Here is an 18,844-nt window from a genome sequence, read left to right as displayed (position 1 = left end):
AGGGATCGGCCCGCCCTTGTTGAGTTGGATTGTCGGCGGTTGGTTCGACGGTTTTTTGACTTGCGTTAAGTCAACGCAGGCCGGCGATGTAGTCGGACACGGCCTTGATCTCGCGGTCGTTCATCTTGGCGGCCACGCCCGTCATCTGCGGGCTGTTGGCCCGGATGCCGTCGCGGAAGGCCTTGAGCTGGCCTTCGGTGTAGTCGGAATGCTGGCCACCCAGGCGCGGGTACTGCGCAGGGATGCCGGCGCCGGTGGGACTGTGGCAACCTGCGCAGGCGGGCACCTGGCGGTCGGCAATGCCGCCGCGGTAGATGCGCTCGCCCAGCACGACGAGGTCCTTCTCCTTGGCGAAGCCGGGCTTGACCGTCTTGCTGCCGAGGAACCAGGCGATGTCGCGCATGTCCTGTTCGCTCAGGTTGGCGACCATGGGCTGCATGATCGGGCTCTTGCGCTTGCCGGACTTGAACTCGTGCAGCTGCTTCAGGATGTACTCGGGATGCTGCTGCGCCAGCTTGGGGTTGGCGGCGATGGCCGAATTGCCGTCGGCGTTGTGGCACGAGGCGCAGGCAACACCATTGGGCGGGGCTGTCGTGAAGAGGGTGTCGCCCTTGGCCGGATCCGGCTTGGCGGGCTTGGCCGCGGTGGCCGGAGCATCTGCCGCCATGGCCGTTCCCCCCAGAACGGTCCCCAGCACGGCAGCAAGCAGATAAGGCGCGAACAACTTCATATCGTGGGCTTCTTCACTTGTACGCTGACTGGCGCAAAACCGGGCAATTCTACAATCGCCCTCCCTTGCCACGGCCTCCTTGAGAACCCTGTACCGAATGGATCAAACTTTTCCGCCCTCTCCTGCGGATGACGCGGCCGATGCCGCAGCGGCACCCGCCAGCGGATCGGCGGAGAACGCCGGTCCTCCCAACTCCGCCGGTGCTCCCGCAGCACTCGCAACGCCCGCTGCCAGCTTTGCCGAGCGCGCCCGCACGGCCCTGGGCTGGATGCACACGGCGCACTTCCTGCTCAGCTCGCCGCGGCTGGACACCCTGCCCCCGCTGGGCCTGCCCGAGATCGCCTTCGTGGGCCGCTCCAATGCCGGCAAGTCCACGGCGATCAACACGCTGACGCAGCAGAAGCGCCTGGCCTTCGCCTCCAAGACGCCCGGCCGCACGCAGCACATCAACCTGTTCGGCGTGGGCAAGGGCCAGGTGGACGACGCCGTGCTGGCCGACCTGCCCGGCTATGGTTATGCCGCCGTGCCGCGCGAGGCCAAGCTGCGCTGGCAGCGGGTGATGGGCAACTACCTGATGACCCGCGAGCAACTGTCGGGCGTGGTGCTGATGTGCGATCCGCGCCTGGGCATGACCGAACTGGACGAGGTCCTGCTGGAAGTGATCCGCCCGCGCGTCGAGCAGGGCCTGAACTTCCTGGTGCTGCTGACCAAGGCCGACAAGCTCACGCGGGCCGAGGCCAACAAGGCGCTGTCGATTGCGCGACTGCAGGCCGGCGGCGGCGAGGTCAGACTCTTCTCCGCCCTCAAGAAGCAGGGTGTGGACGAAGCGGCCGAGATCATCTGGCGCTGGACGCACCCCGACGTCGGCTGACGCGATCTGCACCCACGCACGCGTCTTCCGACCCACACCCAGGAGACATGTGCGATGACCGACATCCAGACCTTCGAGCGCGCGCTGCCGCATGGCATCACGCTCAGTTGCCGCGCGGCAGGCGAGCCCGGCCGGCCATTGATGCTCTTTCTCCACGGCTTTCCGGAGGCGGCCTTCATCTGGGACCCGCTGCTGGCGCATTTCGCCCGGCCGGAGAACGGCGGCTATCGCTGCGTGGCGCCCAACCTGCGCGGCTTCGAGCGCTCCAGCGCGCCGGCGGAGTTGGAGGCCTACCAGGCCCATCGCCTGATGCAGGACCTGCGCGCCCTGGCCGAGAGCGAATCGGCGGGCGGCCAGATCGACACGCTGGTCGCCCACGACTGGGGGGGCGCCTTCGGCTGGGGCATGGCCAACGCGATGCCCGCGCGCGTGGGCCGGCTGGTGATCATCAACTCGCCGCATGCCGGCACCTTCGCGCGGGAGTTGAAGAACAGCCCCGAGCAGCAGGAGGCCAGTGCCTACATGAACTGGCTCGCGCGCCCCGGCAGCGAAGAAGTGCTGGCGCGCGACGACTTCGCGCGGCTCTTCGGCATGCTGTCGTCCATGCATGCCGGCGCCGGCAACGCGGGCTGGCTCACCGACGACGTCAAGGCGCGGTACCGCGAGGTGTGGTCGCAGGGCCTGGTGGGGGCCTGCAACCTCTACCGCGTCACGCCGCTCAAGCCCGGCAACGACATCCCAGACATCCCGCGCGAGCGCGTGACGGTGGACATCCCGACCCTGGTGCTCTGGGGCATGGCGGACATCGCCCTGCGCCCCGGCCTGCTCGACGGCCTGGAAGACTATGTGCGCCAGCTCGACATCGAGCGCCTGGAAGGCGCCACGCACTGGGTGGTGCACGAGCAGCCGGAACTGGTGATGGCGCGCATCGGCGCCTTCATCCGGCGCCATCCGCGCCTGAGAGGCTGAGCGCAGCGGGTGCGTGATGGGGTTCAGTGACCCGACACCGTTCGGGCTGAGCCTGTCGAAACCTGGAAGCGGCCTTCCCCTCTAGTACACCGAAGGCTCGCCCGGCGGCCGCGTCTTGAAGCGCCGGTGCACCCAGTAATACTGCGCCGGCATCGTGCGGATCCAATCGGCCAGCTGCGCATTCATGCGCGCCGTGTCCGCGATGGCATCGTCGGTCGGAAAGTCCTGCCAGGACGGCAACACCTCGATTTCGTAGCCTTCCTTCGTGAGACGCGACAGCACCGGAACGACCTTGGCCCGCGCCAGCCGCGAGAAGCGCGAGAGCGAGGGCGTGGTCGCGGCCAGCGTGTGGAAGAAAGGCACGAACTCGGTATGCGCCGGACCGAAATCCATGTCGGGCAGCAGGTACAGCAGGCCACCGCGGCGCAGGTTGGCCACGATCTGCTTCACGCCGTCCATGCGGTGCAGCACCGTCACGTTGCCGAAGCGGGTGCGGCCCTGCCGCGTCCACTCGTCCATGACCGGGTCGCGCTGTGTGGTGTAGATGGTGGTGGACTGCTTGGGCGTGTGCATGGTCAGCCGCGTTGCGGCGGCGTCCAGCCCGTAGAAGTGCGGCGCGAAGAGGATGGTGGGCTGCTCGCCCACGTCGATCTCGTCCAGCGCGCCCTTGAGCGTCACGCGCTGGCGGATCACCTCGGCGGGCGCATGCCACAGCCAGGCGCGGTCGAACCAGGCCTGGGCCACGTACACGAAGGTCTGGCGCGCGATGCGGCGCCGCTCCTCGGGCGTCTTCTCGGGGAAGCACAGGGCCAGGTTGACGTCCACCACATGGCGGCGCGGCTTGGCGAGCGCATGCAGCACCGGCCCGAGCGCGGCGCCCAGGCCGCGCACCACTGGCAGCGGCAGATGGGCCAGGGCGCGCATGAAGCCGATGCCCAGGCGGGCCGAGAAACTCACAGCGAAACCCTCCGTGCTGCGCACTGCGGGTGCGAGCGCCTTCGGAGCGGCCGGGCGGCGAACATTGAAAAACCCCTCCGTGCTGCGCACTGCGGGTGCGAGCGCCTTCGGAGCGGCCGGGCGGCGCTCATCGCGCCGTCTCCATCTCGGCGCGCGGCGCCTTGTAGCGCGCATAGTCCCAGACATACTGGCCAGGCAGGCTCAGGATCAGTTGCTCGATGCCTTGGTTCATGGCGGTGGCGGCCTCTTCGGGGGAGGCTTTGGGATCGGCAAGGGCGGGCGCATCCAGCGGCTGCAGGCGCACGGCATAGCCGCGTCCACGCGGTAGCCGCTCACACACGCCCAGGAAGACCTGGGCGCCGGTCAGCTGCGCGAGGCGCGGCACGAGGGTCATGGTGTAGGCCGGTCGGCCGAAGAAGGGCGCCCACACGCCCTGCCCCGTCGGCGGCACCTGATCGGGCAGGATGCCGGTGTAGCCGCCCTTCTTGAGCGCACGCATCAGCCCGCGCACGCCCGACACGTCGGTGGGCAGCATGTGCAAGCCGGGTCGGTCGCGCGAACCTTCCATCAGCGCCGCCATCCACGGCTTGCGCGGCGGACGGAACAGCGCGGTGATGGGCCCGTGGCTGGCCAGAAAGCGCTCGCCCAGAGCCTGGCCCAGCAACTCCCAGCAGCCCAGGTGCGGCGAGATGACGATGGCGCCGCGGCCGGAGGCGAGCGCGGCGCCCAGGGCCTCGTCGCCGGTCCACTGGCGAACGCGGGGCAGCACGCTTTCGCCCGCCGGGCGGGCCCAGAGCCAGGGCAGTTCGGCGGCCATGCGGCCCGCGGCAGCGATGGCAGGGCGCCATTGCTCGGGCGTCAGGCCGGCCTGCGCCGCGTTCTCGCGGAAGCGCCGCCGATAGTCCGGTGCCAACGCCCAGACCAGCCAGCCCAGCAGCCCGCCGAGCGCATGCATCAGCGGCAGCGGCGCACGGGCAAGCAGACGAAACAACGCGATCATCAGGTGTTGTCGGACAAACGGGTGGGTGGAAAACCGACGCGCGGCTCAGCGGGCTGAGACCGGCATGAATAGAATCGAAATTGTCGCCGAGTTACAGGACTACTTGCAGGGCGACGTTAAACCCAACTGCTAAAGCGTTCGCCAGAGACTCCCGAGGGTGCCGGCAAACGCCCGGTCCGCATCCTTCATGCAGGAGTTTTCTCGAACATGGCGAACGACTTTCTCTTCACTTCCGAATCGGTGTCCGAGGGCCATCCGGACAAGGTGGCCGACCAGATCTCGGACGCGATCCTCGATGCCATCTTCGAACAGGACCCGCGCTCGCGCGTGGCCGCCGAGACGCTGACGAACACCGGCCTCGTGGTGCTGGCCGGCGAGATCACCACCAACGCGCACGTCGACTACATCCAGGTCGCGCGCGACACCATCAAGCGCATCGGCTACGACAACACCGACTACGGCATCGATTACAAGGGCTGCGCGGTCATGGTCTGCTACGACAAGCAGTCCAACGACATCGCCCAGGGCGTGGACCATGCCAGCGACGATCACCTGAACACCGGCGCCGGCGACCAGGGCCTGATGTTCGGCTATGCCTGCGACGAGACGCCCGAGCTGATGCCCGCGCCGATCTACTACGCCCACCGCCTGGTGGAGCGCCAGGCCCAGCTGCGCAAGGACGGCCGCCTGCCCTTCCTGCGGCCCGACGCCAAGAGCCAGGTGACGATGCGCTACGTGGACGGCAAGCCGCACAGCATCGACACCGTGGTGCTCTCCACCCAGCACCACCCGGACCAGAGCGAGACCCCCACCAAGATGAAGGCCAGCTTCATCGAGGCGGTGATCGAGGAGATCATCAAGCCGGTGCTGCCCAAGGAATGGTTGCAGGAAACGCGCTACCTGATCAACCCCACCGGCCGTTTCGTCATCGGCGGTCCGCAGGGCGACTGTGGCCTGACGGGCCGCAAGATCATCGTGGACACCTATGGCGGTGCCTGCCCCCATGGCGGCGGCGCCTTCTCGGGCAAGGACCCGTCGAAGGTGGACCGCTCGGCCGCCTACGCGGCCCGCTACGTGGCCAAGAACGTGGTGGCCGCCGGCTTGGCGCGCCAGTGCCAGGTGCAGGTGGCCTATGCCATCGGCGTGGCCAAGCCGATGAACATCACGGTCTACACCGAAGGCACGGGCGTGATTCCCGACGACAAGATCGCGGCGCTGGTCAACGAGCACTTCGACCTGCGTCCGAAGGGCATCATCCAGATGCTGGACCTGCTGCGTCCGATCTACGCCAAGACCGCTGCTTATGGCCACTTCGGCCGCGAGGAGCCGGAGTTCACGTGGGAGCGCACGGACAAGGCGGCAGCGCTGAAGGCGGCTGCGGGGCTTTGATTCGGCTCTTCCGCTGAATGGGTAACGGGGCTCTTCGGGCCCCGTTTTTGTTTGGGGCCCTCTGAAGTCGCTCAGCTGGCACCTCTGGACTTTCGAGGGCTCTCATCACGGCATGCGGAAGCATTTGCCGTGGTCGCATTTGATGTCCAAAGACCGTTGCCTCCGCGAAGACGCCCGGCGAGAGCGGCCCCCAGGGCGCGGCCGATGTGCGTGCCCCTCGCTGAACGCTCGGGGTCCCCTGCGGTGCTCGCCTGGCGAGTGCGTGGCGCAACTCGCTGCGCGCTGGCGCGCTCCGCTCGGACAAGCGCCACGAGTCAGTCACGGCCGGTGCGCGATGCTCGCGCACCTCACTCGCCAGGCTGCGCGCCTCGGCACGCCCAACGCCCGCGCCCTGGGGGCCGGTCCCGCCGGGCTTTTGGGGTGATCGAAGGGTGTCGGCCTTGGTCAGGTTCCAAGGGGCCCATCCGCGTGCTTACCCAATCAGCACGCTTGCCCAGTCGGTGAGTCCATCAACCCGTTCGCCCTGAGCTTGTCGAAGGGCGTTGATCCGCACATGCCCTGGCTTCGACAAGCTCAGCCCGAACGGTTGTTGGGTGAGCTGACCTGCGCTCTTCAGCCCGAACGGCTGTTGGGTGAATCCATCTGCGCCGTCTTCAAGGACGCCAAGGGAAGCACCGCGCCCGATCACCCTGGAGCCGGCCCCGGCCCGCCCGGCCGACTCGCCCTCAGGATGCGCCGAGGCGCGCAGCCGGATGAGCGAGGCCCGCGGCCCCCGCGGGCCGGTCGTGACTGACTCGCGGCGTTTGTTTGAGCGGAGCTGCCGGCAGGCAGCGCAGCGAGTTACGCCGCGCGCTCATCCGGCGAGCACCGCAGGTTCCGCGAGCGTTCAGCGAGCGGCGCAGCCTGTGGGCGAGGCGGCTGGGCGGGCCGGGGCTGGCGGCGCCGCCAGCGTACGGAACCCCACTCAACAGCAGCTTCCACGGGCGCCGCTACCTAGCCACATCCGCCCCAATGGATCCGGCCCGCTACCTCTGACAGGCCCGTCTCCACGGCAGATGGACTGGAACGTCCAAGCACCCACGAACCCAACAACCGCAACCACGCTCAATCCGCCCGCGCCCCCGAGTACTTCACGATCGGCGTCCACTTCTTCACCTCGGCCTCGATCAGCGCCTTGAAGGCCGCCGGTGTCGTGCCCTCGACGATGAAACCGCGCGACGCGAAATACTCGCGCACGTCGGGCGAACGCACCGCCTTGTTCACCTCGGCACTCAGCTTCTCCACCACCTCGGGCGGCGTGCCGGCCGGCGCGAACAGGCCCTGCCACGACAAGGCCTCGAAGCCCTTGAGGCCGGCCTCGTCCAGCGTCGGCACGTCCGGCAGCATCGGGTGCCGCGTCTTCGACGTGACGGCCAGCGCCCTAAGCTTGCCGGCCTGGATCTGCGGCATCAGCACCAGCACGTCACCGAAGGTGGCCTGGATCTGCCCGCTCATCAGGTCGGTCAGCATGCCCGCGCTGCCGCGGTAAGGGATGTGGACCATCGACACGCCCGCGGCCTGCTTGTACATCTCGCCCGTCAGGTGCATCGAGGTGCCGTTGCCGGCCGAGCCGTAGCTCAGGCCGCCCGGCTTCGACTTGGCCAGCGCCAGGAACTCCTGCGCCGTGCGCACCTTCACGTCGGGATTCACGGCCAGCACCAGCGGCGCGCTCACCACCATCGAGACGGGCGCGAAGTCCTTCACCACGTCATAGGGCAGCTTGGCGTACAGCGCCTGCGCGATGGCATTGCTGCCGGTCACCCCCATCAGCAATGTGTAGCCGTCGGGTGCGGACTTGGCCACGTAGTCGGCGCCCACGGTGCCGCCCGCACCGGCACGGTTGTCCACCACCACCGGCTGGCCCCAGGCACTGGCCAGCTTGTCGCCGATGCGCCGCGCCAGCACGTCGGTGCTGCCGCCGGGCGGAAAGGGCACGACGATGTGGATGGGCTTGCTCGGATAGGCCGGCTGCGCCTGGCCGAGGGCCGGTGCCAGCAGCGCACCGGCCGCAAGGGCCGCCACCAGGGCCAGGCCGGCGCGGCGGCGAAGAGGGAAGGACGGTCGGTTCATGGGCACTCCTGGCGTGGGTCGGGATGGAAGGAAGACGACGGGGAAGGCGATGAAGAAGTAGACGGCGGCGACGAGACGCCGGCAGCCGCTGCATCCGCGACCACCGCCCCCCAGGCGCCACCGCCCGCGGTCTCGATGAGCAGCCGGTCGCCGGCCTGCCAGCGAACGCGGCTGCGCGCGGCCAGCGGCTGCACACGCCCGTCGGCATGCAGAAGGCGTGCCGAAGCGCTGGCGCCCGCGCCGCCGCCCTGGGCGCCGCGGGCCTGGCTGCGGTGGCGCTCGCCGCGGTAGGCGATCCAGCCCTCGCCATCGAGCAGCAGGTACTCGCGCCGCACGCCGTCGCCACCGGCCTGTTCGCCCGCGCCGCCGGAGCCGCGGCGGATGGCGTACTGCAGCACGCGAAGCGGCGCCTCGGCCTCGATCACCTCGATGGGCGTGTTGCGGGCATTGCCCACGTCGGTGGAGACACCCGCGCGCCCCGGCGCCGTGGCGCTGGCGCCCGCGCCGCTGGCGATGATCTCGGTGAACATCCAGCGGCGACCATCGCCGCGGCTGCCGCTGAGCGCGAGCACGGTGGCCACGCCCGCATGCGGGGCCACGCCTTCACCTTGCACGCCCGTGGCCTGCGCCCAGGCGCCGAGGATGGCGTTGCAGGCCAGCTTGACCGTGGCGGTGCGGGCATTGACGGCCGCCGGCCAGTCGGGATTGACCACGCTGCCGGGCGGCAGCCTCAGCGTGAGCGGCGCCAGGCAGCCCGCGTTGTTGGGCGCCTGCGGCGCCAGCGTGCGCATGAAGAACAGCGCCGCCGACAGCATCGCCGCCGCGGAGGCATTGAGCGGTCCGCGCACCTGCGGCGCGCTGCCCTCGAAATCGAGCGTGATCGCTTCGCCCTGCTTGTGCAGCCGCACGGCGATGGCGATGGGCTCGGCACCCTCGCCGTCGCCATCGAGCGCGTCGTGCCAGTGCCACTCGCCATCGGGCACGGCGGCCAGCGCGGCGCGGGTCATGTCGGCGGACTGGGCGAGCAATGCCTCGCACACGGCCGCGAAGCGCTCGCCGGTGTGGCGGGCGATCTGCCGCAGTTCACGCGCGCCCTGGGCCAGCGCCGTCCACTGCGCCTCCAGGTCGCCGCGCAGGTTGGCCGGTGTACGGGTGTTGGCGCCCAGGATGGCGTCGATATCGGGCAGCACGCCCGCCGCATCGCGCCAGCGCACGGGTGGCAGGCGCAGGCCTTCCTGGTGGATCTCGATCGCGTCGGGCGGGATGGAGCCTGGCGCCATGCCGCCCACGTCCTGGTGGTGCAGGCTGGTGGCCGCGAGGGCGATCAGTTCGCGGCCATCGAAGATGGGATGGACGAGCGCAATGTCGGGCAGGTGCGTGCCACCCGACCACGGGTCGTTGAGCAGGTAGACATCGCCACTGCGCATGGTGCCGGCCGGGAAGCGCGCCAGCGCACCCGCCACCGCCGGGATGAGCGAGCCCAGCAGCAGCGGCAGCGAACGCGCCTGCGCCAGCAGCCGGCCGTCGGGCAGGAACAGCGCCGCCGCGCAGTCGCCGCCCTCGCGGGCGATGGAAGAGACGGCGGCGCGCATCATGGCCGACTGCATGCGATCGGCCGCGCCCTGCAAGGCCAGGCGCAGCGGCTCCATCCGCATTGCGATGGCGGGGTCGAGCGATGCGCGGGGATCGCGCGCGGCCGAACTCATGCCAAGGCCTCCAGCAGCAGCGCGCCATCGTCCTCGATGCGCCAGCGCCAGCCGGCCGGCACCCAGACGGTGGTCATGGACGCGAAGAGCGCTGTCGGACCGTGGCCCTGCGGCGCGATGCCGGCCCAGGCCTCGCGCGCCGTGCGCAGCGGCGCTGCGGTCGATTCCTCCGGCCCGCGGACCATGCCCAGGGCGGCCATCACACCGGCCTGCGGCAGCACGCGCACCGCCGTCATGCCGGCGAGCGCCGCGACCTCGGCGGCATGCTGCGCGCCGCCGCCACCCACGGCCACGAGCAGCGCGTCGGCCGGGTCCAGGCCGCGCTGGAAGGCATGGGTCTTGAGCGCCTCGGCCATGTGGGCGGCGGCGGCCTGCACGACGGCCTCGGCGGCACCCGCGAGGGGCAGGCCCAGCGGTTGCGCCACATCGTGCGCAAGGGCGGCCTCAGCGGCGCGGCGGTCCAGCGCCAGCCCGCCCGCGAGCTGGACAGGCAGGCGACCGAGCACGCACAACGCATCGCTCAGCGTGGCAAGCCGGCCGCCCTGTCCGTAGGCGGCCGGCCCGGGCCAGGCGCCCTGCGAGCGTGGGCCGATGCGCAGCGCACCACCCGCCAGCACCTGCAGCACACTGCCGCCCCCGATCGCGATGGAGGCGATGTCCACGCAGCGCTGGCGGATGCCCAGCCCACCGCATTCCAGCGATTCGGCGAAAGCGGGATGGCCACCATCAAGCAGGCTGATGTCGGCGCTGGTGCCGCCCACGTCCAGCGTGAGCACGGCGCCGCGCCGGGCGCCTTCGTCCAGGCAGGCGACGACGCCGCGCAGTGCGGCGCAGGGGCCGGACATCGCCAGCCCGATCGGGCGCGCGGCCAAGTCCTGCCAGGGCCGGATGGTCCCTTCGGAATGCATGAGCATTGGCGCCGGCAAGCGGCGCGTGCAGAGTGCGTCGGCCAGCGTCTGCAGATAGCCCGTCGCCAACGGCTTGGCATAGGCGTCGAGCGCAGTGGTGAGCCCACGTTCGAACTCGCGCGGCGCAGGGTCGACCTCGTGGGAGAGGGAGATGTGCAACTGCGCCAGCCGGGCCCGGAGCCGCTCGCCGACCTGCCGTTCATGCGCCGGGTTGCGGTGCGAGAACAGCAGGCAGACCGCCACCGCCTTGACGCCCGCCGCCGCGATGGCGTCGGCGGCCGCTTCGAGGGCGGACAGGTCCAGCGGCTCGACCTCGTGCCCCTGCGCGTCGATGCGGCCGCCGATCTCGAAGCGCCGGTGTGCCGGGAACAACGCTGCCTCCGGCACGGCCGGCGCAATCACGGGCTCGTACAGCGCCCGCCGGTCCTGCCGCGCCAGCGCCGGCACATCGCCGAAGCCCCGCGTCAGCAGCAGCGCGACCGGCGGCTCGTTCAGTTCCAGCAGCAGATTGGTGATGACCGTGGAGCCATGCACCACCCGGCCCACGTCTTCCGGCGCGATGCCGGCCTCGGCGCACAGCCGGTCGATCGCCTCGACCACCGGCTCGGCCAGCCGCCGCCCTGCGCGCGGATGCTTGATCGCCACGCTGCGGCCGTCTTCGTGCAGCGCCACGGCATCGACGAAGGTGCCGCCCATGTCCACGCCCAGCGACCAGGGCGCGGCCGTCACCGGAAGCGCTCCGGCGAGAAGGGCGCCAGATCCACCTGCGTGGGCCGTCCGGCCACCAGGTGCGCGATCTCGCGGCCCGTGGTGGCGCCCATGCACATGCCCATGTGGCCATGGCCGAAGGCCAGCCAGGCGTTGTCGGCGCTGCGCGCCGGGCCCACCACCGGCAGGCTGTCGGGCAGGCAGGGCCGATGGCCCATCCAGCGGGTGAAGGCCGAGGTGTCCAGGTGCGGAAAGAGCTGCCGGCCCTGCGCCAGCAGCGCATCGGCCCGTGCCAGGTTGGGCTCGGCGGCCAGGCCGGCGAATTCGACCGTGCCCGCCAGCCGCAGCCCCATGGCCATCGGGTTGACCATCAGGTTGTGTTCCACCGCCATCACGGTGTGGCGCAGCTGCAGGTTGGAACTCTGCACCGTGACGTGGTAGCCCCGCTGGGTCTCCAGCATCACCGGGCTGCCCAGCGCGGCGGCCAGTCGGCCGGACCAGGCGCCCGCGGCGACGACCACGCCATCCACCGCCAGCGGTGCACCCGCGTCCAGCTTCACGGCCGTGACGCGGCCGCCCTGCCGCTCGAAGCCGGTGACGCGCTGGCGCAGGTGCGTCGCGCCATCGACCAGGCACTGGGCATGCAGCGCCTTCACCAGCGCCGACGGGTCGGTGGTCGAGCCGTTCTCCGGCGCCAGGATGCCGAAGCGAAAGCGGCCCTTGAGGTCGGGCTCCAGCGCTTCGAGCTCGTCCTGCTCCACGTCGCGCATCTGCACGCCGAGCGAGCGGCGCAGCTTCATGCCCCAGGCCCATTGCGCCGCGGTCTCGCGCGAGGAAAAGACATACAGACAGCCGCTGCGCCGCACCAGGTGTCCGGCCTGCGCATGGGCCAGCAGCGGCTCGTAGCTGTCGAAGATGGGCGCCAGCAGCGTGCGCAGCGCGGTGGCGATGCGCGTGACCTCCTCGCGCGAGGAATGCCGCAGCATGCGCAGCAGCCAGGGCAGCACCACCGGCGCATAGGCCCAGCGCACCGTCAGCGGACCCAGCGGATCGAGCAGCCAGCGCGGCACCTTCTTCCACATGCCCGGCATGCCCACCGGCAGGCAGGCGCTGGGCGAGAGCGAACCGGCATTGCCGAAGGAGCAGGCCTCGCCGGCGTCCAGCGGATCGATAAAGGTGATGCGGTGGCCGTCGCGCTGCAGCCAGGCAGCGGTGCAGTTGCCCACGATTCCGGTTCCGATGACGGCGATGTGCATGGGCCGACATTCTGGAAAGCTTGTCGGCCATCAAGCCAGCCAATTCTTTTCATGGGCTCATCAAGACTTCTGATAATCGGCCGCTTCCCATCGCCTTGCCCGTTCCACCCTGGTGCAGCCCTCCCCCACCCTCAACGCCCTCAGCCTGCGGCAGATGCGCGCCTTTGCCGCCGTCGCCCGCGCGGGCAGCTTCACGGCGGCCGCGCGGCAGCTGCACCTCACGCAGTCGGCCGTCAGCATGCTGGTACAGCAGCTCGAAGAAGCGCTCGGCCTGCCGCTGTTCGACCGCGGCCAGAACGTGACGCTGACCGAGGCCGGCCGCCAGCTGCTGCCGCTGGCGCGCCGCATCCTGGACGACCTGCAGCAGATGGCCGAGGGCGCCTCGGACCTGCGCTCGCTGCGCACCGGCCTGCTGCGCGTGGTGGCGCCGCAGATGCTGGCCTGCACCTGGGTGGCAGCGGTGCTGGGCGAGTTCGAGGCCGCACACCCCGAGATCGGCCTGCGCATGGCCGACGCCACGGCCGATGCGGTGGTGGGCACGGTGCGCCGTGGCGATGCCGAACTGGGGGTGGGACCCGAGCGACCCACCGGCGAGGACGTGGCCCGCACCTTCCTGATGGACGTGCCGATCCGCCTGGTCTGCGCCGCCGGCCACGCGCTGGCGGGGCGCAAGGCCGTGGCCTGGGACGAGTTGCGCAACGAGCGCTGGGTGCTCTATTCGAGCGAGTTCAACCGGCATCTGGAGCGGCACCTGCATGCCCACGACGCCTCGCTCTCGCTGCAGACCGCCGCCGAAGTGGAGTACCTGACCACCGCCCTGGCGCTGGTCGGCGTGGGCACCGGGCTGGCGGCGGTGCCGGACTATGCGCGGTCCTTCGCCGACAACTTCGGCCTGCGCTTCATCGAGCTGCGGGGGCCGGAGATGCGCCGGCCCTACTACATCTACCAGCGCCGCGGGCTGGCGCTGTCGCCGCCGGCCCTCGCGTTCGTCGAACTGCTGCAGCAACGCGCCGCGCGGGCTGCCGCGGGCTGAGCGGCAGTCTTCAGCTCCGGCCGCGACTGCCGGCCACGAGGCGCATGCCGGGCATCAGCTGCGCGGCCAGATCGGGCCGCTCCAGCGCGTAGTCCAGGTTCATGCGGGCGATTTCCACATGCTCCTCGCCCAGCGCCTGGGCGCGCGAGCCCTGGCCGCGCTCGATGGCCTGCACGAGGGCATGGTGGGTGCGGTGGGCCTGGCGCATCCACTGCTGGCCCTCTTCCATCGAGGACTGCATGGGCAGCATGGCGCTGGGCGCGGCGAAGGGCTGGCTGGCCAGCATCTCCAGCGTACGCATCACGGCCGCATTGCCGCAGCCTTCGAGGATCAGGCGGTGGAAGCGGTCGTTCATCTCCACATAGGCGGCGTAATCGTCCAGCTCCATGGTCGGCTTGTTGACGGCGCGGTCGCCTTCGTCGAGGCAGTCGTGCAGCTGGCGCAGCAGCTGGCGCGAGGCGCCGTCCTCCGCCAGCAGGCGGGCCGCGAAGCCCTCGATCACGCCGCGCACGCGGATGGCGTCGGCGATCTCGCGCGAGGTGAAGGCCCGCATCTGGTAGCCGCCCGAGGGCGAGGGCTCGATCAGGCCTTCGTGCTCCAGGCTCGCCAGCGCAAGGCGCACCGGCGTGCGCGAGGCGCCCAGGCGCTCCGAGAGCGGGATCTCTGCGAGGCGCTCGCCCGGGCCGAATTCACCCTTGAGGATCATGTCCCGGAGTTGGACGAGCACGCGTGATTGTTGGGAGTCCATGGCGCAGTTCCGAAGCTGCGGCGGATTCTAGGCGCCGGCGTGCAGCGGCATGCCCACGGCGCACCTTGGCGCGCAAGTTGCATGCAGAAGGAGGAGTGCCTCGGCGACGGCAGCGATGCCCGGCGCTGGTGCATTCCCTCGCTCCATCCTCACCAACAAAGGGAAAAATGCTCCGGCATCTTGCAGCCGGGCCAGACAACCGCCATTGACGGAACACAAGGATCGGCCCGACACTGCATGCAATTGCATACAACGAAGTGCAGACCTTCGATGGAGTAGCCCATGATCACCCAGGAACAGAACGACTTCATGACCCGCGTCGCCCCCGGCAAGCCGGCGGGCGAACTGCTGCGGCGCTACTGGCAGCCCGTGGCCCTGCTGGAAGAACTGGACGGCCCCCGCCCGCTCAAGGCCGTCAAGCTGATGGGCCAGGACTTCGTGCTGTTCCGCGACGAGACCGGCCGCCTCGGGTTGCTCGACCGCGACTGCCCGCACCGCGGTGCCGACCTCGCCTTCGGCCGGCTGGAGGACGGCGGCCTGCGCTGCCCCTTCCACGGCTGGCTGTTCGACGCCACCGGCCAGTGCCTGGAAACGCCCGCCGAACCCGTGGGCAGCAAGATGTGCACGCGCATCAAGCAGGGCGCCTACCCGGTGGTGGAGCGCTCGGGCATCGTCTTCGCGTACATCGGCCCGGGCGAGCCGCCGGCCTTTCCGGAGTTCGACTGCTTTGTCGCACCCGGCACGCACACCTTCGCCTTCAAGGGCCTGTGGGAGTGCAACTGGCTGCAGGCGCTGGAGGTGGGCATGGACCCGGCCCATGCCTCCTTCCTGCACCGCTTCTTCGAGGACGAGGACACTTCCGAGAGCTACGGCAAGCAGTTCCGCGGCGCCTCGGCCGACTCCGACCTGCCCATCACCAAGGTGCTGCGCGAATACGACCGGCCCGAGATCGCCGTCGAGCCCACCGAGTACGGCATGCGCCTGACCACGCTGCGCAAGCTCGATGAAAAGGCCACGCATGTGCGCGTGACCAACGTGATGTTCCCGCAGGCCTTCGTCATTCCGATGAGTTCGGAGATGACCATCACCCAGTGGCATGTGCCGGTCGACGACACCCACACCTACTGGTACGCCATCTTCACCAGCTTCACCGGCCCGGTGGACAAGCAGCAGATGCGCGACCAGCGCCTGGCCACCATCGAGCTGCCCGACTACGTCTCGCGGCGCAACAAGTCCAACCAGTACGGCTACGACGTACAAGAGCAGGCCAGCCAGACCTTCACCGGCATGGGCATGGACATCAACGTGCACGACCAGTGGGCCTGCGAATCGCAGGGCCCCATCCAGGACCGCAGCCGCGAGCACCTGGGCGCCACCGACAAGGGCATCATCACCTTCCGCCGCATGCTGGTGCGCGCCATCGAGAGCGTGCAGCGCGGCGAGCGCGAGGCGCCCCTGCTGATCGGCGCCGACCAGGCCGCCGCCTTCAGCGGCCCGCCCTCCATCGACGGCGTGAACGACCGCGGCAGCGACAACGACGCCTACTGGCGCGAGGCCGACCGCGAGCGCCGCCTCAAGAGCAGCTGGGCCGCCGCCCGGCTGAACACGGGCAAGGCGGGCTGAACGCCATGGCGAGCTTCGTGGACCGCCACGACCTGTGGACCGACGAGCAGGCTCTACAGGCCGCCGAGCTGGACCGGCGCCTGGCCAGCGGCGAGGTGGACGTGGTGCGCTTCGCCTGGCCCGACCAGCACGGCCTGCTGCGCGGCAAGACCCTGGTGGCCAGCGAGGCCCGCAGCGCCCTGCGCGGCGGCGTCAACCTCACGACCACGCTGCTGGCCAAGGACACCTCGCACAAGACGGTGTTTCCGGTCTTCAGCGCCGGCGGTGGCTTCGCGCTGCCCGGTCTGCAGGGCGGCGCCGATTTCACCCTGGTGGCCGACCCCGGCACCTTCCGCATCCTGCCCTGGGCCAAGAAGACCGGCTGGGTGCTGTGCGATGCCTACATGGCCGACGGCAGCCCCTGCCCCTTCGCCACGCGGCGCATCCTGCAGAAGGCGGTGGATGAGCTGGGCCGCGAAGGGCTGGACTTCGTGGCCGGGCTGGAGGTGGAGTTCCACGTCTTCCAGCTCGACGATGCGCGCATGGTCCTGGCCGACTCGGGCCAGCCAGGCGAGCCGCCGCGCGTGTCGCTGCTGTCGCACGGCCACCAGTACCTCACCGAGCTGCGCTACGACCGTGTCGACGCCGTGATGCAGGTGCTGCACGACCAGCTCATCGCGCTGGGCCTGCCGCTGCGCTCGCTGGAGATCGAGTTCGGCCCCAGCCAGTTCGAGCTGACCTTCGGCCCGACCGTGGGCCTGATGCCGGCCGACACGATGGTGCTGCTGCGCAGCGCCATCAAGCAGATCTGCCAGCGGCAGGGTTGGCACGCCACCTTCATGTGCCGGCCGAAGATCCCGAACGTGATGTCCAGCGGCTGGCACCTGCACCAGTCGCTGCGGCGGCGCGGCGACGGCGCCAACGCCTTCATCCCGGAGGAAGGCGCGGGCGACCTGAGCCCGCTGGGCCTGCACTGGCTGGCCGGCCTCAAGGCCCATGCGGTGGGCGCCTCGGTGCTGGCCTGCCCGACCATCAACGGCTACCGGCGTTATCGGCCCTTCTCGCTGGCGCCCGACCGGGCCATCTGGGCGCGCGACAACCGCGGCGCCATGCTGCGCGTGCTGGGCGGCCCGGGCGATGCCGGCACCCGCATCGAGAACCGCGTGGGCGAACCCGCGGCCAATCCCTACCTGTACCTGGCCTCGCAGATCCACGCCGGCCTCGATGGCATGGTCCGCCGCCTCGACCCCGGCCCAAGCGCCGACGCGCCCTACGAGACGCCGGCCGAGCCGCTGCCCCGATCGCTGGGCGACGCGCTGGCCGCGCTGCAGGCCGACGAGGTGCTGGTCGAGCGCTTCGGCCGCACCTTCGTGGACTACTACTGCCACATCAAGCAGGCGGAGATCGCGCGGTTCAACCTGGAGGTCTCCGAATGGGAGCACCGCGAATATTTCGATATGTACTGACAACCCCCCCGTTGCTTGCTCACTTCGTGTAGCCGCCTCCCCCCCAGGGGGCGCACTCCGCGGCCTGGCAAAGCCAGTTCCGCGAGTGCCACAGGCATGGCCTGCTCCGCGGCCTTCTGACGTTTGGCCTGCTGTGCAGTTATCTACGCCCAAGGTTTTGTTTGCTGTTCTAACGAGGATTTCTGCGATGACCGTCACCAAGAGAAGCGCCCTGGGCGCGATTGCCGTTGCCTGCCTGGGCCTGATGGGCGCTGCCGCACAGGCGGCGGAGCCGCTGCGCATCGGGCTGATCGCCACCTACTCGGGGCCCTATGCCGACTACGGCCGGCAGTTCGATGCCGGCGTGGCGCTCTACCTCAAGGAACATGGCGGCAAGATCGCCGGGCGGACGGTGGAGATCGTCAAGAAGGACACGGCGGGCCCCGCGCCCGATGCCGCCAAGCGCATCGCGCAGGAGCTGATCGTGCGCGACAAGGTCAGCGTGCTCACCGGCCTGGACTTCAGCCCCAACGCCTATGCCGTGGGCGCCGTGGCGGCCCAGGCCAAGGTGCCGGTGGTGGTCATGAATGCCGCCTCGTCGGGCATCACCACCAGCTCGCCCTATGTGGCGCGCGTCTCCTTCACCGTGCAGCAGATGGCCGACCCGATGGCCCGCTGGATGCTCAGGAACGGCGTCAAGGAGGCCTACACCGTGGTGGCCGACTATGCCTCGGGCACCGATGCCGAGACGGCCTTCAAGAAGGCCTTCACCGAAGGCGGCGGCAAGGTGGTGGGCGAAGTGCGCACGCCCATGAACAACCCCGACTTCTCGGCCTATGTGCAGCGCATCAAGGACGCCAAGCCGCAGGCCGTGTTCTTCTTCTTTCCCTCGGGCGTGATGCCGCCGGCCTTCCTCAAGGTCTGGAAGGAGCGCGGGATGGACGAAGCCGGCATCAAGCTCTACGCCACCGGCGAGGCCACCGACGACAGCTACCTGCAGGCCACCGGCGACGTGGCCCTGGGCCTGGTGACGGCGCACCACTACTCCTACGCCCACAAGTCGGCCAAGAACGAGAAGTTCGTGAAGGACTTCGTGGCCGAGTTCGGCACCCAGCTGCGCCCGAGCTACTTCGCCATCACCGCCTACGACGCCATGACCGCCATCGAGCTGGCCTACAAGAAGGCCGGTGCCGAAGCCTCGGGCGACAAGGTGATGGAAGCGCTCAAGGGCGTCGCCTTCGAAAGCCCGCGCGGCCCGATCGAGATCGACCCGGCCACGCGCGACATCGTGCAGACGGTCTACATCCGCAAGGTCGAGAAGACCAAGGACGGCCAGCTGGTCAACGTGGAGTTCGACAAGTTCGACCGCGTGAAGGACCCGGCCAAGGAAGCCAAGTAAGGCGGGCCGGCGGC

General features: G+C 70.0%; 15 protein-coding genes. 7 read left to right on the top strand and 8 right to left on the bottom strand.

Translation table 11 applies throughout. The features are described 5' to 3' along the window. Nucleotides 1–70 precede the first annotated feature (70 nt). Nucleotides 71–730: a c-type cytochrome gene (locus DFR41_RS07185; protein ID WP_114802279.1), complete on the bottom strand. Its 660-nt coding sequence runs from the start codon at nt 728–730 to the stop codon at nt 71–73. Between the two features lie 268 nt (nt 731–998). Here DFR41_RS07185 and yihA point away from each other — a divergent pair, with 268 nt between their 5' ends. Further along, nucleotides 999–1,601 (top strand): ribosome biogenesis GTP-binding protein YihA/YsxC, encoded by a 603-nt coding sequence (gene yihA / locus DFR41_RS07180; protein WP_244917700.1) that lies wholly within the window; start codon nt 999–1,001, stop codon nt 1,599–1,601. A 54-nt stretch (nt 1,602–1,655) separates the two neighbouring features. Then, complete coding sequence (locus DFR41_RS07175; protein ID WP_114802277.1) at nt 1,656–2,570, top strand: alpha/beta fold hydrolase; 915 nt, start codon at nt 1,656–1,658, stop codon at nt 2,568–2,570. 81 nt (nt 2,571–2,651) lie between these two features. Here DFR41_RS07175 and DFR41_RS07170 read toward each other — a convergent pair whose 3' ends face one another. Continuing rightward, nucleotides 2,652–3,527, bottom strand: a complete 876-nt coding sequence (locus DFR41_RS07170) for an LpxL/LpxP family acyltransferase (RefSeq protein WP_114802276.1) — start codon at nt 3,525–3,527, stop codon at nt 2,652–2,654. A gap of 127 nt (nt 3,528–3,654) precedes the next feature. Beyond that, nucleotides 3,655–4,527 carry a lysophospholipid acyltransferase family protein gene (locus DFR41_RS07165; protein ID WP_114802275.1) on the bottom strand — a complete coding sequence of 291 codons (873 nt, stop codon included), beginning with the start codon at nt 4,525–4,527 and terminating at the stop codon, nt 3,655–3,657. 207 nt (nt 4,528–4,734) lie between these two features. Between DFR41_RS07165 and metK the strand changes: the two genes are divergently transcribed. Continuing rightward, nucleotides 4,735–5,916 carry a methionine adenosyltransferase gene (gene metK, locus DFR41_RS07160; RefSeq protein WP_017758676.1) on the top strand — a complete coding sequence of 394 codons (1,182 nt, stop codon included), beginning with the start codon at nt 4,735–4,737 and terminating at the stop codon, nt 5,914–5,916. Between the two features lie 1,104 nt (nt 5,917–7,020). On the opposite strand, the gene DFR41_RS07155 is transcribed toward metK, so the two are convergent. Genes DFR41_RS07155 through DFR41_RS07140 form a run of 4 tightly spaced genes read right to left on the bottom strand, consistent with a single transcriptional unit; the run spans nt 7,021 to nt 12,603 of the window. Then, nucleotides 7,021–8,025 carry a Bug family tripartite tricarboxylate transporter substrate binding protein gene (locus DFR41_RS07155; protein WP_017760529.1) on the bottom strand — a complete coding sequence of 335 codons (1,005 nt, stop codon included), beginning with the start codon at nt 8,023–8,025 and terminating at the stop codon, nt 7,021–7,023. Further along, nucleotides 8,022–9,731 carry a hydantoinase B/oxoprolinase family protein gene (locus DFR41_RS07150; protein WP_114802274.1) on the bottom strand — a complete coding sequence of 570 codons (1,710 nt, stop codon included), beginning with the start codon at nt 9,729–9,731 and terminating at the stop codon, nt 8,022–8,024. Before DFR41_RS07150 ends, DFR41_RS07155 begins: the two co-directional genes overlap by 4 nt. Beyond that, a complete protein-coding gene (locus tag DFR41_RS07145) occupies nt 9,728–11,368 on the bottom strand; it encodes a hydantoinase/oxoprolinase family protein (protein WP_244917689.1) in 1,641 nt (546 codons plus the stop codon). Before DFR41_RS07145 ends, DFR41_RS07150 begins: the two co-directional genes overlap by 4 nt. Next, nucleotides 11,365–12,603 carry an NAD(P)/FAD-dependent oxidoreductase gene (locus DFR41_RS07140; protein WP_017761301.1) on the bottom strand — a complete coding sequence of 413 codons (1,239 nt, stop codon included), beginning with the start codon at nt 12,601–12,603 and terminating at the stop codon, nt 11,365–11,367. The genes DFR41_RS07145 and DFR41_RS07140 overlap by 4 nt, the downstream gene beginning before the upstream one ends. A gap of 112 nt (nt 12,604–12,715) precedes the next feature. Here DFR41_RS07140 and DFR41_RS07135 point away from each other — a divergent pair, with 112 nt between their 5' ends. Next, the gene (locus tag DFR41_RS07135) at nt 12,716–13,636 is read left to right on the top strand and encodes a LysR family transcriptional regulator (RefSeq protein ID WP_052383562.1); all 921 of its coding nucleotides are present in this window, start codon (nt 12,716–12,718) and stop codon (nt 13,634–13,636) included. Nucleotides 13,637–13,646: 10 nt separating this feature from the next. On the opposite strand, the gene DFR41_RS07130 is transcribed toward DFR41_RS07135, so the two are convergent. Continuing rightward, nucleotides 13,647–14,384: a GntR family transcriptional regulator gene (locus DFR41_RS07130; RefSeq protein WP_114802273.1), complete on the bottom strand. Its 738-nt coding sequence runs from the start codon at nt 14,382–14,384 to the stop codon at nt 13,647–13,649. A gap of 282 nt (nt 14,385–14,666) precedes the next feature. Here DFR41_RS07130 and DFR41_RS07125 point away from each other — a divergent pair, with 282 nt between their 5' ends. The 3 genes from DFR41_RS07125 to DFR41_RS07115 all read left to right on the top strand — a co-directional run bounded on the left by DFR41_RS07125 (nt 14,667) and on the right by DFR41_RS07115 (nt 18,830). Further along, complete coding sequence (locus DFR41_RS07125) at nt 14,667–16,007, top strand: aromatic ring-hydroxylating dioxygenase subunit alpha (RefSeq protein WP_114802272.1); 1,341 nt, start codon at nt 14,667–14,669, stop codon at nt 16,005–16,007. A 5-nt stretch (nt 16,008–16,012) separates the two neighbouring features. Further along, nucleotides 16,013–17,452, top strand: a complete 1,440-nt coding sequence (locus DFR41_RS07120; protein ID WP_114802271.1) for a glutamine synthetase family protein — start codon at nt 16,013–16,015, stop codon at nt 17,450–17,452. A gap of 187 nt (nt 17,453–17,639) precedes the next feature. Beyond that, a complete protein-coding gene (locus DFR41_RS07115; protein WP_114802270.1) occupies nt 17,640–18,830 on the top strand; it encodes an ABC transporter substrate-binding protein in 1,191 nt (396 codons plus the stop codon). The last annotated feature ends 14 nt before the right edge of the window (nt 18,831–18,844 follow it).

The organism is Pseudacidovorax intermedius (genome assembly GCF_003350475.1).
Lineage (GTDB): Bacteria > Pseudomonadota > Gammaproteobacteria > Burkholderiales > Burkholderiaceae_C > Xenophilus > Xenophilus intermedius.
Note: the sequence above shows the minus strand (reverse complement) of the source record. Positions and strands in the feature narration are given on the sequence as shown.

Excerpts from the sequence above, each read along its gene's own strand:
- yihA (WP_244917700.1), top strand. The coding sequence starts at position 999 with ATGCACACGGCGCACTTCCTGCTCAGCTCGCCGCGGCTGGACACCCTG.
- DFR41_RS07150 (WP_114802274.1), bottom strand. The coding sequence starts at position 9,731 with ATGAGTTCGGCCGCGCGCGATCCCCGCGCATCGCTCGACCCCGCCATC.
- DFR41_RS07155 (WP_017760529.1), bottom strand. The coding sequence starts at position 8,025 with ATGAACCGACCGTCCTTCCCTCTTCGCCGCCGCGCCGGCCTGGCCCTG.
- DFR41_RS07185 (WP_114802279.1), bottom strand. The coding sequence starts at position 730 with ATGAAGTTGTTCGCGCCTTATCTGCTTGCTGCCGTGCTGGGGACCGTT.
- DFR41_RS07165 (WP_114802275.1), bottom strand. The coding sequence starts at position 4,527 with ATGATCGCGTTGTTTCGTCTGCTTGCCCGTGCGCCGCTGCCGCTGATG.
- DFR41_RS07130 (WP_114802273.1), bottom strand. The coding sequence starts at position 14,384 with ATGGACTCCCAACAATCACGCGTGCTCGTCCAACTCCGGGACATGATC.
- metK (WP_017758676.1), top strand. The coding sequence starts at position 4,735 with ATGGCGAACGACTTTCTCTTCACTTCCGAATCGGTGTCCGAGGGCCAT.
- DFR41_RS07125 (WP_114802272.1), top strand. The coding sequence starts at position 14,667 with ATGATCACCCAGGAACAGAACGACTTCATGACCCGCGTCGCCCCCGGC.
- DFR41_RS07115 (WP_114802270.1), top strand. The coding sequence starts at position 17,640 with ATGACCGTCACCAAGAGAAGCGCCCTGGGCGCGATTGCCGTTGCCTGC.
- DFR41_RS07175 (WP_114802277.1), top strand. The coding sequence starts at position 1,656 with ATGACCGACATCCAGACCTTCGAGCGCGCGCTGCCGCATGGCATCACG.
- DFR41_RS07140 (WP_017761301.1), bottom strand. The coding sequence starts at position 12,603 with ATGCACATCGCCGTCATCGGAACCGGAATCGTGGGCAACTGCACCGCT.
- DFR41_RS07120 (WP_114802271.1), top strand. The coding sequence starts at position 16,013 with ATGGCGAGCTTCGTGGACCGCCACGACCTGTGGACCGACGAGCAGGCT.